This is a genomic window from Patulibacter medicamentivorans, assembly GCF_000240225.1.
Classification (GTDB): domain Bacteria; phylum Actinomycetota; class Thermoleophilia; order Solirubrobacterales; family Solirubrobacteraceae; genus Patulibacter; species Patulibacter medicamentivorans.
This window is the reverse complement of record NZ_AGUD01000090.1, coordinates 1-13874: the sequence shown is the minus strand read 5'-3', so window position 1 is coordinate 13874 and position 13874 is coordinate 1. Positions and strand designations below refer to the sequence as shown.

General features: G+C 74.7%; 7 protein-coding genes. 6 read left to right on the top strand and 1 reads right to left on the bottom strand.

Translation table 11 applies throughout. From position 1 onward, the window contains the following. Together PAI11_RS07985 and PAI11_RS07980 are read left to right on the top strand one after the other, a co-directional pair. Positions 1 to 2936: UvrD-helicase domain-containing protein (locus PAI11_RS07985; RefSeq protein WP_040599155.1), on the top strand; the 2936-nt coding region annotated here is incomplete at its 5' end. Positions 2937 to 3090: 154 nt separating this feature from the next. Further along, positions 3091 to 4338, top strand: a complete 1248-nt coding sequence (locus PAI11_RS07980; protein WP_007572820.1) for an MFS transporter — start codon at positions 3091 to 3093, stop codon at positions 4336 to 4338. On the opposite strand, the gene PAI11_RS07975 is transcribed toward PAI11_RS07980, so the two are convergent. After that, positions 4302 to 5285, bottom strand: a complete 984-nt coding sequence (locus PAI11_RS07975) for a YihY/virulence factor BrkB family protein (RefSeq protein ID WP_040599151.1) — start codon at positions 5283 to 5285, stop codon at positions 4302 to 4304. The two genes, PAI11_RS07980 and PAI11_RS07975, sit on opposite strands and share 37 nt — an antisense overlap. A 317-nt stretch (positions 5286 to 5602) precedes the next feature. Between PAI11_RS07975 and gltB the strand changes: the two genes are divergently transcribed. The 4 genes from gltB to PAI11_RS07955 all read left to right on the top strand — a co-directional run bounded on the left by gltB (position 5603) and on the right by PAI11_RS07955 (position 13609). After that, a complete protein-coding gene (gene gltB / locus PAI11_RS07970) occupies positions 5603 to 10174 on the top strand; it encodes a glutamate synthase large subunit (protein WP_040599148.1) in 4572 nt (1523 codons plus the stop codon). A 67-nt stretch (positions 10175 to 10241) separates the two neighbouring features. Continuing rightward, positions 10242 to 11726, top strand: a complete 1485-nt coding sequence (locus PAI11_RS07965) for a glutamate synthase subunit beta (protein WP_007572811.1) — start codon at positions 10242 to 10244, stop codon at positions 11724 to 11726. A 129-nt stretch (positions 11727 to 11855) separates the two neighbouring features. Beyond that, a complete protein-coding gene (locus PAI11_RS24115; protein WP_007572810.1) occupies positions 11856 to 12497 on the top strand; it encodes a TetR/AcrR family transcriptional regulator in 642 nt (213 codons plus the stop codon). Positions 12498 to 12556: 59 nt separating this feature from the next. Further along, a complete protein-coding gene (locus PAI11_RS07955) occupies positions 12557 to 13609 on the top strand; it encodes a hypothetical protein (RefSeq protein ID WP_007572808.1) in 1053 nt (350 codons plus the stop codon). Positions 13610 to 13874: the final 265 nt, after the last annotated feature.

Here is a 13874-nt window from a genome sequence, read left to right as displayed (position 1 = left end):
CCGCGGCCTGGACGCTGCCGGCGCGCCAGGCGGCGACGGTCAAGGGGCCCGCGGTCGAGGCGCTGCGGCAGGCGGTCGACGGCGCCCGCCGGGGCGCGCGGGCCGCCGAGCTGGTGCCGCACGGGGTCCAGGAGCTGGCGCTGCGGGAGGCGCTGCTGGTCGCGACCGCCCGCGCCTACCGCCGGCTCAAGCGCGAGCAGGCGGTGATGGACTTCGACGACCTGCTGCTGACGCTGCTGGACCTGCTGCGCCGCCGCCCGGACGTCGGCGAGCGGCTGCGCCAGCGCTTCCGCCACGTGCTCGTCGACGAGTTCCAGGACACCAACCCGGTCCAGCTGGCGCTCGTCGACCTGCTCAGCGCTCCCGAGCGCCGGTTCCAGGTCGGCGACCGGCTGCAGGCGATCTACGGTTTCCGCCACGCGACCGTCCGCGGCTTCGACGCCGCCGCCGAGCGGGCCCAGGAGGTCGGCGGCCGGCTCGCGCTCGACGAGACGTTCCGCTGCCCCTCCGACGTCCTGGCGCTGACCAACCGCGTCGGCGCGCGGGCCCACCTGGACTACCAGCCGCTGCTGCACGGTCACGACCGGCCGCCCGCCGACGGGCGCGCGGCGCCGGTCGTCGAGCTGCACGTGGTGGCCGAGCTGCCGGACGCTCCCGGCGGCCGCCCGGGCCCGGAGCCGCCCGGGGGCAACGGCGACGACGGCGAGCCGGAGCCGCCGCCGATCGATCCCGACGAGGCCGGGCACGTCGCGGCGCTCGTCCGCGAGCTGCTGGCGGCGGGCCGCGCGCCCGGCGAGATCGCCCTGCTGGTCCGCCGCACCGCCCCGGTCGCCGCGCTCGAGCGGGCGCTGCTGGGAGCCGGGATCGACGCGGTCCCGGTCGTCGCCGCGCCGCTGCTGGAGACGCTCGAGGTCCGCGAGCTGGAGGCCTGGCTGCGCGCGGTCGCCAATCCCTACGACGACGTGGCGCTGCTCGGCGCGCTGCGGCTGCCGACCGCCGGCGTCGACGCCGACGCCCTGGTCCCGCTGGCGGCGGAGCACCGCGGCGCCCTCGACCGCTTCCGCGAGGCGTCGCCCGAGGAGCGCGGGCGCGCCGAGCCGCCGGCGCTCTGGGACACGCTGCGGGCGCTCGATCGCGAGCCGGCGACCGTGCCGATCCCGGACGCCGCTCGCGACGCCCTCGACCTGCAGGTCGTCGCGCTGCTGCGCCACCGCGGGCTCGCCCGTCGCGCGGGCCCGGCCGACCTGCTCGCCGAGATCCGCGCCGACGACGCCTACCGCGCCGCGATCCTGGCTCGCCCGGGCGGCGCCCGCCGCTGGGCGGCCGTCGCCGCCTTCGGCGACTGGGTCGAGGCCCAGGAGGCCGCCGGCGACGACCTGCTGGCGCTGACCCGCCGGATCGTCGCCGACCGGGCCGACGGCCCGAGCGCGCCCGTCCTGACCGACGGCGACGCCGTCCGGATCACCACGATCCACCGCTCGAAGGGACTCGAGTGGCCGGTCGTGATCTGCTGCGACCTCGGATCGCGGATCAACGCCGACCGGCCGCGGATCCTGATCGACCCCGATCCCGCCAGCGATCGCGTCGGGATGCGGCTGGGCACCGGCCCGGACGCCGTCGGGCTGTGGGACCACGAGGCGCTCAAGGCCGAGGCCGATCGCACCCAGTCCGAGGAGGAGCGGCGGCTGCTGCACGTCGCGATGACCCGGGCCAAGGAGCGGCTGATCCTCTGCGGCACCTGGCCGGTGGAGGTCGAGGGCAGCGGCGCCGACAAGCGCCCGACCGATCGCCTGGACCCGGCGCGCGCGGTCGCCGTCGCGCCCGGCGAGGGCCATGACCGGGAGCCGCGCCGGCCGCCGCTGCGCTGGCTGCTGCCGCTGATCGCCGACCCCGAGGTCTGGCCGCGGCTGGGGGAGGAGGCACTGCTCGAGGTCGCCGACCCGACCGGCGCGGTCGAGCGGCCGGCGACCGCCCGGATGCTGGTTCGCGACCCGCACGGCGCACCGATGCCCGCGGCGCTGCGGCCGGACGCCGAGCCGTGGTCGCCAGCCGGTGCGCCACGCGAGGACGCCGCGACCGGCGGTCCCGCTGGCGCCGCCGCCGCGTCGCGGCTCGCCGATCCCGACGACGACGACGATCCCGGCCGCCATCGGCCGGTCCCGCCGCCGCTGCTGCCGCTGCCCGACCCGGTCTCGTACACGCTGCTCGCCCAGCGGCTGGGGCTGGCCACGGACCCGGTCGCGAGCGACGGCGACGACAACGCGCCGGCGACCACGGCCGGGCCGGTCGCGTCCGCCGCGACGGTCGCGACCGGCGATCTCGCGGGCGACCCGCTCGACGGTCGCAGCCGCGGCACCGTCGTCCACGGGCTGCTGGAGCGTCGGCTGGTGGGTCGCGATCCGCTGGCCGGCCGCCGGCCGCCGACCGCCGCCGAGGCCCGCGCGGTGCTGGCCGAGGAGCTGCCGGACGCCGGACCGCTCGACGACGCTGCCGCGAGCGCGCTGGCGGAGACGGCCACCCGCCTGGAGCGGACCCCGGCGGCCCGCCGGGCGCTCGCGACGGCGCCCGATCGTCGTCACGTCGAGCGCGATGTGCTCTTCGACGTCGGCGGCGAGCGGCCGTTGGTCCAGGGCGTCGTCGACCTCTGGCTCGACGAGGGCGACGGTCGCGTGACGATCGTCGACTGGAAGACCAATCGCCTCGACGACGGCCAGGCGCCGGCCGACGTCGTCGCCGACGGCTACGCGCTGCAGTGCCGGGTCTACGCGCTCGCGGCGCTGCTCTCCGGCGCCCGCGAGGTCGAGGTCGGCTTCGTCTTCGCCCAGGCGCCGGACGATCCGGTGGTCGAGCGCTTCGATGCCGGCGACGAGCCGCGGCTGCGGGCCGCCGTCGCCGACGCCATCGACCGCGCCCAGGCGATCGTGCCGCGCGACTGAGGGTCGGATCCGCCGACCCGCGGGTCGCGTCGCGGCGGACGACCGTCGGCCGCGCTCGATCCCGGCCGCCGCGGGAACGGCGGACTCGAACCCGCCGAGCCGCTCCTGATGAACGAGACATCACCGCCCGCCGCGGGGCGCCATCATGGATCGCGTGGGCCCCTACACCTCGATCCTCCGCACGCCTGGGGTGCCCCGCCTGTTCGGCAGCTCGATGCTGGCGCGGATGTCGAACGGGGCGCTCGGCCTGCTGCTGATCCTGCGCGTCCGCGAGCTGGGCGGCAGCTACGGCCTCGGCGGCGCGGTCGCCGCGGCCTACGCGGTCGGCCTGGCGGGGGCGGCACCGCTGCTGGGGCGGCTCGTCGACCGCCGCGGCCAGACCGGGGTCCTGCTGGCGACCGCGACGGTCGCCGCCACCGTGCTGACCGCGATCGCGCTCCTGCCTGGGCGCCCGTCGGCCGCGGTCCTGGTCGTCCTGGCGGTCCTCGGCGGCGCGGCGCTGCCGCCGGTCGCTCCGTGCCTGCGGGCCCTGTGGGACGTGCTGATCCCCGAGCCGGCGCGCCGGCACGCCGCGATCGCGCTCGACGCCACCTCGTTCGAGGCGGCGTACGTCGTGGTCCCGGCCGGGCTGCTGGCGCTCGGCGCCTGGTCGGCGAGCGTGGCGCTGATCGTCGCCGGCGTCGCGATCCTGGTCGGCACGGCCCTCTTCGCCTCGACGCCGGCGTCGCGGGGGTGGCGCTCCTCCCGGCGCGGCGACGACCACGGCGCGCTGGGGGCGCTGGCCAGCCCCGGGGTCCGGGTGCTGCTCGTCGTCTGGCTGCTGTTCGGGGCCGGGATCGGCGCGACCGAGGTCGCGATCGCCGCCTTCGCCGAGGACCACGGGCAGAAGGCGCTGACCGGCCCGCTGCTGGCCAGCTGGGGCCTCTCGAGCATGATCTTCGGCTTCCTCGCCGGTCGCTGGCACCCCGCCGACCCGGTCCGCCGGTTCGCGATCCTGCTGGCGGCGATCGCCGCCGGCGACGCGCTCGCCGCCACCGCCTGGTCGCCGGCGTCGCTGGCCGTGCTGCTGTTCCTGGCCGGGGCGGCGCTGGCGCCGGGGATGACGATCGGCTACGGCCTGCTGAGCGACGTGGCGCTGCCGGGAACGATCACGGAGGCCTCGACCTGGCTGGTCGCCGGGCTCGGCGCCGGGCTCGCCGCCGGCTCCGCGCTGGGCGGGATCGCGATCGACGCGTCCGGCCCGTGGATGAGCTTCCTGATCGGCGGCGCGGCCGGGGCCCTGACCGTCGGCGGCGTCGTGCTCGGGGCCGGACGGCTCCGCGCCGCCGCCTCGAGCCGCGGCCCGGGCGTGACCTCGGCGGTCGCTCAGCCCGACGCGCCGTCGGTCGCCGGCCGCTCGTAGCCGGACCCGAGCGCCGGCGGCCCGAGGTCCCGGAGCAGCAGCGTCCGCTCGAGCTCGGCGTCGACCTCGGCGCCGAACAGGAACGCGGCGGAGGACAGCCAGAGCCAGAACAGCAGCACGATCGCGCCGCCGAGCGCGCCGTAGGCGCTGCCGAACCCGGCGACCTGGACGTAGACCACGAAGCCGACCGTGGCCAGGCACCAGGCGAGCAGCGCGATCGCGGCCCCGTGCGAGAGCAGGCGCAGGGGCCGGCGCCCGACGTCGGGCGCCCGCTGGTAGACGACCGCGAGGGCGACCAGCAGCAGCGCGATCCCGACCGGGAACCGCAGCACCGCCCAGACCGTCCGGGCCGCGCTGCCGAGGCCGAGGGTCGACGCGAGCGAGTCGGCGATCCCGCCGCCGACGACGAAGGCGATCGCCGCCAGCGCCAGCAGCAGGATCACCAGCAGCGCGATCCCGACATCGGCGAGCTTGTGGCGGACGAACCCGCGCGACTCGCTGACGTGGTGGACCCGGTTGAGGGCCCGCCCGGCCGCCGCGAAGGCGCCCGACGCGCCGTTGATCGCCAGCAGCACCGAGATCGCCAGCGTGATGCTGGCCCCGCCCTTGGCCTGGTCGAGGGCCTTGGCGACCAGCTGCCGGATCGCGTTGGCGCTCTCGTTGGCGCTGGCGCTGGACGCGTTGTCCTTGACCAGCGAGACGAACTCGTCGGCGATCCGCTCCGGCAGCGTGCTGGCGCCGAGCAACGTGGTGAGGGCCGCGGCGACCAGCAGCGTCGGGACGATCGACAGGATCGAGTAGTAGGCGAGGGTCGCCGCCCAGTCGGTCATGCCCTGCTCGCGGAAGGCGGCGAAGGCGCGCCGCACGACGCCCGGCCAGGCCTCGCGGGGGAGCCGCTCGCCGCGGGGTGGTCGGCGACGGGTCGGGCGCGGGGTGGAGGGGGCCACGCCCGGGCACGCTATCGCCGCGGACGGCGTCCGCTCGCCGGCCGATGGGTGGCGACGCGCCAGGATCGTGGAACGGTGCCGTGTGCGGCGGCTCCGGTGCGGACGGGGTCCCGGACGCCCGTGCGGTTCTGCGTACAGCCGGAACCGAGCCGGAGCGGACCGCGAACGGAGCGCGAACCGGCGCCCGCACGGCGGGTCCGTGGCCCCCGCCGGAGTGGAGTCCTCGCAGGGAGCGGTGTACCCTTCAGCGTTCCTTTGGGATGCCCAGCCGCTCCGCCCCGTAGCTGACGGGCCTCTCCCACGGAGCACTCCCTTCTATGACGCGATTCTCCCGCCTTCCCGAGGCCGCAGGCCTCTACGACCCACGCAACGAGCACGACGCCTGTGGCGTGGCGATGGTCGCCCGTCTCGACAACGATCCGCAGCACGAGACGATCGTCCGCGCCCTCACCGCGCTCGAGCACCTGGACCACCGCGGCGCCGCCGGCGCCGACGCGCGCACCGGCGACGGCGCGGGCATCCTGGTCCAGCTGCCGCACGCCTTCCTGCGCGCGGTCGTCGACTTCGAGCTGCCCCAGCCCGGGCAGTACGGCGTCGCGATGTGCTTCCTGCCGCGCGACGAGGCCCAGCGCCACAAGGTCGAGGAGATGCTCGAGCGCAACGTGCGCGTCGAGGGTCAGCGCGTCCTCGGCTGGCGCGACGTCCCGGTCCGCCCGGACGAGATCGGCGTCACGGCCAACGAGAGCCGCCCCTACGTCAAGCAGCTCTTCATCGAGGCCGGCCCCGGCTTCGACCACGACCAGGAGGCGTTCGAGCGCAAGCTCTACGTCATCCGCCGCGTCTGCGAGCTGGCGACGCCGGAGTTCTACGCCTCGTCGTTCTCGTCGCGGACGCTGGTCTACAAGGGGATGCTGCTGTCGGCCCAGGTGCCGGCGTTCTACCCTGACCTGCAGGACGAGCGGTTCGCCTCGGCGATCGCGCTGGTCCACTCGCGCTTCTCGACCAACACGTTCCCCAGCTGGGACCGCGCCCATCCCAACCGCGTGATCGCCCACAACGGCGAGATCAACACGCTGATGGGCAACGTCAACTGGATGAAGGCCCGCGAGTCGCAGCTGGCCTCGCACCTGTTCGGCGGGGACATCGGCAAGATCAAGCCGGTCGTCCGCCCCGGCGGCTCGGACTCGGCGACCTTCGACAACGTCCTCGAGCTGCTGATGCTCGCGGGCCGCTCGCTGCCGCACGCGGTGATGATGATGGTCCCCGAGGCGTTCGAGAACCGGGCGGACCTGCCCCCGGAGCTCGTCGGCTTCTACGCGTACCACTCGCTGCTGATGGAGCCGTGGGACGGGCCGGCCGCGGTGCTCTTCACCGACGGCCGGATCGTCGGCGCCACGCTCGACCGCAACGGCCTCCGTCCCGGTCGCTGGGTCGAGACGAAGGACGGCTGGATCGTCCTCGGCTCCGAGGCCGGCATGCTGCCGATCAAGCCCGACAACATCGAGCGGCTCGGTCGCCTGGCGCCGGGCAAGCTGTTCCTGGTCGACCTCGAGCAGCACCGGGTCGTCGAGGACGACGAGATCAAGCGCCGCGTCGCCACCCAGCGCCCGTACGAGGCCTGGTTCCGCGAGCAGGCCGTCCACTTCTCCGACCTCGCGCCGAAGAAGGCGGTCCACGAGACCGGCGAGCACCTGCGGCAGCTGCAGCAGGCGTTCGGCTACACCCAGGAGGACCAGAAGGTCCTGCTGAGCCCGATGGCGTCGGGTGGCCAGGAGCCGCTCGGCTCGATGGGCAACGACGCCGCGCTGGCGGTCCTCTCCGACCAGCGCCCGCCGCTGTTCAGCTACTTCAAGCAGCTGTTCGCGCAGGTCACGAACCCGCCGATCGACCCGATCCGCGAAGAGATCGTGATGTCGCTGTCGACCTCGATCGGCGGCCAGCTGAACCTGCTCGAGGAGACGCCCGAGCACGCGCACAACCTGGTCCTGAACCACCCGATCCTGCGCAACGACGAGCTGGAGACGCTGCGCCAGGTCGACCAGGGCATCTTCAAGTCGCACACGATCGACATCACCTGGCCGATCGCCGAGGGGCCCGACGGGTTGAAGGCGCGCGTCGCCAACGCCTGCGACGAGGCCTACGACGCGATCCAGTCCGGGCGCAACGTCCTGATCCTCTCCGACCGCGCCGCCGGCGAGGATCGCGTCGCGATCCCGTCGCTGCTGGCGACCGCCGCCGTCCACCACCACCTGGTCCGCGAGGGCGTGCGGCTCGAGGCGGGCCTGGTCGTCGAGTCGGCCGAGCCGCGCGAGGTCCACCACTTCGCGACGCTGCTCGGCTACGGCGCCGCCGCGGTCAACCCGTACCTGATGTTCGACTCGGTCGACCAGCTGGTCGCCGACGGCCTGGTGCCGGGCGTCAGCGACGCCTCGGTCGCCCAGAAGAACGTCGTCAAGGCGATCGGCAAGGGCCTGCTGAAGACGATCTCCAAGATGGGGATCTCGACGATCGCGTCGTACTCCGGCGCCCAGATCTTCGAGGCGGTCGGGCTCGACTCCAGCATCATCGACCGCCACTTCGCGGGCACCGCGTCGCGGATCGGCGGGATCGGGCTCGACGTCCTCGCCGAGGAGGCGATCGACCGTCACGCCCGCGCCTATCCGGGAGCGATCGACGGCCTGCTGCCGGTCGGCGGCCTCTACGCGTGGCGCCGCGACGGCGAGCACCACATGTGGAACCCGACCACGATCTCGCTGCTGCAGCACGCCGTCCGCACCAGCGACGCGCCGTCGAACCAGCCCGACCTCGTGGCCGGCGACCAGGCCCGCGCGAAGTACCGCGAGTTCTCGGCCGCGTCCGACAGCGACGCCACCCGTCGCGCGACGCTGCGCGGCCTGATGGCCTTCCGCACCGACGCGGTCGAGTCGATCGCGCTCGAGGAGGTCGAGCCCGCCAGCGAGATCGTCAAGCGCTTCGCGACCGGCGCGATGTCGCTCGGCTCGATCTCGACCGAGGCGCACGAGACGCTGGCCGTGGCGATGAACCGCATCGGCGGCAAGTCGAACACCGGCGAGGGCGGCGAGGACGCGCGCCGGTTCACGCCGGAGCCGAACGGCGACCGCAAGCGCTCCGCGATCAAGCAGGTCGCGTCGGGCCGCTTCGGCGTCACCGCGCACTACCTGGTCAACGCCGACCAGCTGCAGATCAAGATGGCCCAGGGCGCCAAGCCCGGCGAAGGCGGCCAGCTGCCCGGCCACAAGGTCGACAAGTACATCGGCTCGGTCCGGCACACGACGCCGGGCGTCGGCCTGATCTCGCCGCCGCCGCACCATGACATCTACTCGATCGAGGACCTCAAGCAGCTGATCTACGACCTCCGCTGCGGCAACCCCGTGGCGTCGGTCTCGGTCAAGCTGGTCTCCGAGGTCGGCGTCGGCACGATCGCCTCCGGCGTCGCCAAGGCCGGCGCGGACCACGTCGTGATCGCCGGTCACGACGGCGGCACCGGCGCCTCGCCGCTGAGCTCGATCGTCTCGGCCGGCGTCCCGTGGGAGATCGGCCTCGCCGAGACCCAGCAGACGCTGCTGCTCAACGACCTCCGCTCGCGCGTCCGGGTCCAGACCGACGGCCAGCTGAAGACCGGCCGCGACGTCGTGATCGCCGCGCTGCTGGGGGCCGACGAGTTCGGCTTCTCGACTGCGCCGTTGATCGCGACCGGCTGCATCATGATGCGCGCCTGCCACCTCAACACCTGTCCGGTGGGCATCGCGACGCAGGACCCCGAGTTGCGCAAGCGCTTCAAGGGCACGCCCGAGCACGTCGTCAACTACTTCCTGCTGGTCGCCGAGGAGATCCGCGAGATCATGGCCCAGCTGGGCGTCCGGACCTTCGACGAGCTGGTCGGCCGCAGCGACCTGCTGCGGGCCGACGAGGCGATCGAGCACTGGAAGGCGCGCGGGGTCGACCTGGCGCAGCTCTTCCACCGGCCGCAGCTGCGCGAGGGCGCCGTCCTGCGCGGCACCGAGCCGCAGCTGACCGGCCACCTCGACGACCACCTCGACTGGGGCCTGATCCAGCAGGCCGAGGCCGCGATCGAGCGGGCCGAGCCAGTCCGCCTGAGCGCCAAGGTCCGCAACATCGACCGCTGCGTCGGCGGCGTCCTCAGCTCGCGGATCGCCGAGGTCCAGGGCGCCGAGGGGCTGCCCGAGGGCACCCTGCACATCGACTTCGTCGGCTCTGCCGGGCAGAGCTTCGGCGGCTGGCTGGCGCCGGGCGTCGAGTTCTCGCTCGTCGGCGACGCCAACGACTACACCGGCAAGGGCCTCTCCGGCGGCGTCGTGACCGTCCGTCCGTCGGACCAGGTCACGTTCGTCCCGGAGGAGCAGCAGATCGTCGGCAACACCGTGCTCTACGGCGCCACGAAGGGCAAGCTCTTCCTGCGCGGCCGTGCCGGCGAGCGGTTCGCCGTCCGCAACTCGGGCGCGAGCGCGGTCGTCGAGGGCGTCGGCGACCACGGCTGCGAGTACATGACCGGCGGCCGCGTGGTCGTCCTGGGCTCGATCGGGCGCAACTTCGCGGCCGGCATGTCCGGCGGCCTGGCGTTCGTGCTCGACGAGCACGGCAGCTTCCGGGCCAACGTCAACCCGACGATGCTCGACCAGCTCGAGGAGCCGGACGAGGCGGACCTGATCGAGCTCCGCGACCTGATCGCCGAGCACGGGGAGCGGACCGGCTCGACCGTCGCCGCCCGGGTGCTGGCCGACTGGGACGCGATCAAGCGCTCCTTCGTCAAGGTCTTCCCGGCCGACTACAAGCGGGTCCTCGCGCAGCTGGCGCAGGAGGAGGCCGCCGCCGCGCGGACGGCCGACGCCACCGAGGCCCGGCCGTGATCGGGCGGGCGGCACGCCGGTCCGGCGGCAACGACACGAACACGACGACGACGGAGGGCCAGGTCTGATGGGCGAGCTCGGAGGCTTCCTCAAGATCCAGCGGTCCCCGGTCAAGTGGGACGACCCGGCCGAGCGGGCCGGGCGCTACACGGAGTTCATCGCCGAGCGTCCCGTCGAGGAGGTCCAGCAGCAGGGTGCGCGCTGCATGGACTGCGGCGTGCCGTTCTGCCACAACGGCTGCCCGCTGGGCAACCTGATCCCCGACTGGAACGATCTCGTCTACCGCGGCGACTGGCAGAACGCGATCCGCCAGCTGCACGCGACGAACAACTTCCCCGAGTTCACCGGCCGCGTCTGCCCCGCCCCGTGCGAGGCCTCCTGCGTGCTGGAGATCAACGAGGGCGACGCGGTCACGATCAAGCAGATCGAGAACACGATCATCGATCGCGCCTGGGCCGAGGGCTGGGTCCGTCCCGAGCCGCCGGAGCAGGAGACGGGCCAGCGCGTCGCCGTGGTCGGCGGCGGTCCGGCCGGCCTCGCGGCGGCGCAGCAGCTGCGTCGCGCCGGCCACGCGGTGGTGCTGTTCGAGCGCGACGAGGCGGCCGGTGGGCTGATCCGCTTCGGCGTCCCGGACTTCAAGATCGAGAAGCGCGTCGTCGAGCGCCGCGTCCAGCAGCTCGTCGACGAGGGCGTCGAGCTGCGCTGCGGCGTCGACGTCGGCACCGACGTGACGGTCGAGGAGCTGCGCGAGCAGTTCGACGCGGTCGTCCTGGCGACCGGCTCGCGGGTCCCGCGCGACCTGCCGGTCGAGGGTCGCCAGCTGGGCGGCGTGCACTTCGCGATGGAGTACCTCTACGAGCGCACCCGCGCCACGCAGGACGAGCAGGGCGTCGTCCCCCAGGTGCCGCGCCCGGCGCCGCGGGGGATCAGCGCGCGCGGCAAGCACGTCGTGGTGATCGGCGGCGGCGACACCGGCGCCGACTGCGTCGCGCAGTCGATCCGCGAGGGCGCCGAGTCGGTCGTCCAGGTCGAGCTGCTGCCCGAGCCGCCGTCGTCGCGCCCCGACGACCGCACCCCGTGGCCGCTGTGGCCGGCGAAGTTCCGGCTCAGCTACGCGATGGAGGAGGCCCGCGCGCTCGGCAAGGGCGTGCAGAACTTCTCGGTCGCGACGCTGAAGCTCGAGGGCGACGCCGACGGCAACGTCCAGACGCTGCACTACGGGCAGGCCGAGCCGGCGCCGCCGTTCGCGGCCGTTCCCGGCACGGAGCGCGAGCAGCCGGCGCAGCTGGTGCTGCTGGCGATGGGCTTCCTGCACCCCGAGCAGGGGCTGATCGACGGCCTCGGCCTGGTCAAGGATCCGCGCGGCAACATCAAGGCCGGGGCCTACGCGACCTCGGAGGAGGGCGTCTTCGCCGCCGGCGACTGCCGTCGCGGTCAGTCGCTGATCGTCTGGGCGATCAACGAGGGGCGCCAGGCGGCCCGGATGGCCGATCGCTACCTGGCGCAGAAGGCCGGCCGCCGGGCCCGTCCCGCGGCTCTCGCCGGCATCTGAGCGGGTGCTCGCCCGGAGTCGATCCGGGCGAGCGCAGGCCGCGGTCGGACCCGCCGACCGACAAAGATGACGCAGGCGTCACGTCCTGCTAGCGTCGCCTCGAGCGCCCGCTCCGGGGCGCGACCGTCCATGACCGACACGACCACCTCGCCGTCCTCGACGACTCCGCGCCCGCCGGGCAAGCGCGAGCGGACGAAGGCCGCCAACCGCGAGGAGATCCTCGCCGCGGCGATCGAGGCGTTCACCGAGCTGGGCTTCGGGGCGACGACGGTCCGCGACATCGTGCGCCGGACGAGCCTCGCGTCGGGGACCTTCTACAACTACTTCCCGGACAAGGACGCGATCCTCGCCGAGATCTCCAGCGCCCACGTGCGCGAGGCGGGGGAGCGGATGCAGGTCGCCCGTTCGACGGCCAGCACCCCGGCCGAGGCGATCGAGCGCGGCGCCGCCGCCTACTTCCAGATGCTCGTCGAGCAGCCCGAGATGCTGGCCCTGTTCCGTCGCAACTCCGGCACGATGCGGGCCTATGCCGACGACGACCTGCTGCACCTCGTGGTCGATGCCCTGCGCCAGGATCTCGACCGCCTGACCGCGGGGACGCCCTCCGCCGGGCTCGACACCGAGCTGCTGGCCGCCGGCCTGATCGGCGCCGGGATGGAGATCGCGATGCGCTTCGCCGAGCGCGGGATCGAGGATCCGCAGGAGGCCCTGACCGTCCTGCGGGCGCTGGTCCTGGACGGCGTCCTCGGCGGCGGCGCGAGGCGCGCGTAGGCCGGCGCATCTCGCCGGCCGGCACGAGGTGCGGAACGGCCCTGACCTACACTGGATCGGTGTTCTGTCGTCACGGTCGCCGCGAGGATCTCTGCCCCATCTGCGCCCGTGAGAAGAAGAAGCGCAAGCCGACCGCGTCGAGCGCCACCTCGCACAGCTCGATCGCCCGGCCGCCGCGGGCGGTCGCCGAGGCGCGGGCCAGCGCTCGCAAGCCGGGCTCCGGGGTCCGGGTCCGCAAGCTCGCCCGCCACGCCGACGACGGCTGGCGCAGCGAGCTGCTGCCGGGCGTGGTCTCCAGTCGCGACGCGCTCGAGCTCTGCCGCCAGCTGGTGCGGTCGCGGGCCCGCCTGGATCGGCTGGCCAACGACCCGCTCGGCCCCTACGCGACGGCGGCCGAGCTGGCCGGCGGCGACGAGCGGCAGCGCGAGGAGGCGACCTGGCTGCTGTTCCAGGTCGCGTACTACGGCCCCGTCGAGGGCGAGCACCCGTTCGCCGAGATCGCCCGGCTGTCGGTCGGCTGGGACGACCCGCTGCCCGACGACGAGCTGCTGCGGACGGCCAAGATCGGGCCGCGCGGCGCGCACGAGCACGACCGCGGGACGCGCACGCTCCAGGCCTACCGCGAGTGGGCGGTCCGCGGCGGGGGGCAGCTGGCCGGGCTCCAGGGCGGGCGCGTCGCGCAGCCGGACGCCGCCCGCCGCTTCGACGCCGGCTTCCGCGCGCTGGCGCTGCCGGGGTTGGGCCGCGGCCCGCGGTTCGAGTTCCTGCTGAGCCTGGCGTGCGCCGGCCTGCTCGATGCCACGCCGTGGTCGCTGCTGCTCGACCCGGGTCGCGACCCGGTCACGGTCGCCGCCAAGCGCGCGGTCCGGACCGACGACGCGGTCCTGCTCCAGCGGCGGATCGGCGCCCTCGCGCGCGAGCTCGACGTCCCGATCGCGGCCTTCGACCTGGGGCTCCGCAACTGGGACGCTCCGGTCAAGGGGCGGCTGACGGGCGGCGTGCCGGTGGAGGACGATCCGGACGAGGTCGTGCTGCTGGGGCAGGCGCTCGGGATCGAGCCCGAGCAGCCGGCCGACGCCGAGGTCGACGGAGCCGGAAACGCCACTGTGTGAGGTCTGGCATCCTGACGGCCGGGAGCGCTCGCCGATCAGGGGGGAGTGAATCCCACGGCTCGCGGGTCATCACGGTGCGCGTCCGTCGCGTCCCGTCCGATGCCCGAGTCTCCGCCACCCGCCGTCCCGCCCCGCGAGTCCGACCGGTCGACCGTCCGGCCGATCGGCGCGCCACCGGCCCGCCCGCCGTCCGGCGGCGGGTCGTCGAGCGACCGGCGACGGCCTCGTCCCCTGCCCGGCGCCGCGTCGGCGGCGGCCGGCGCGG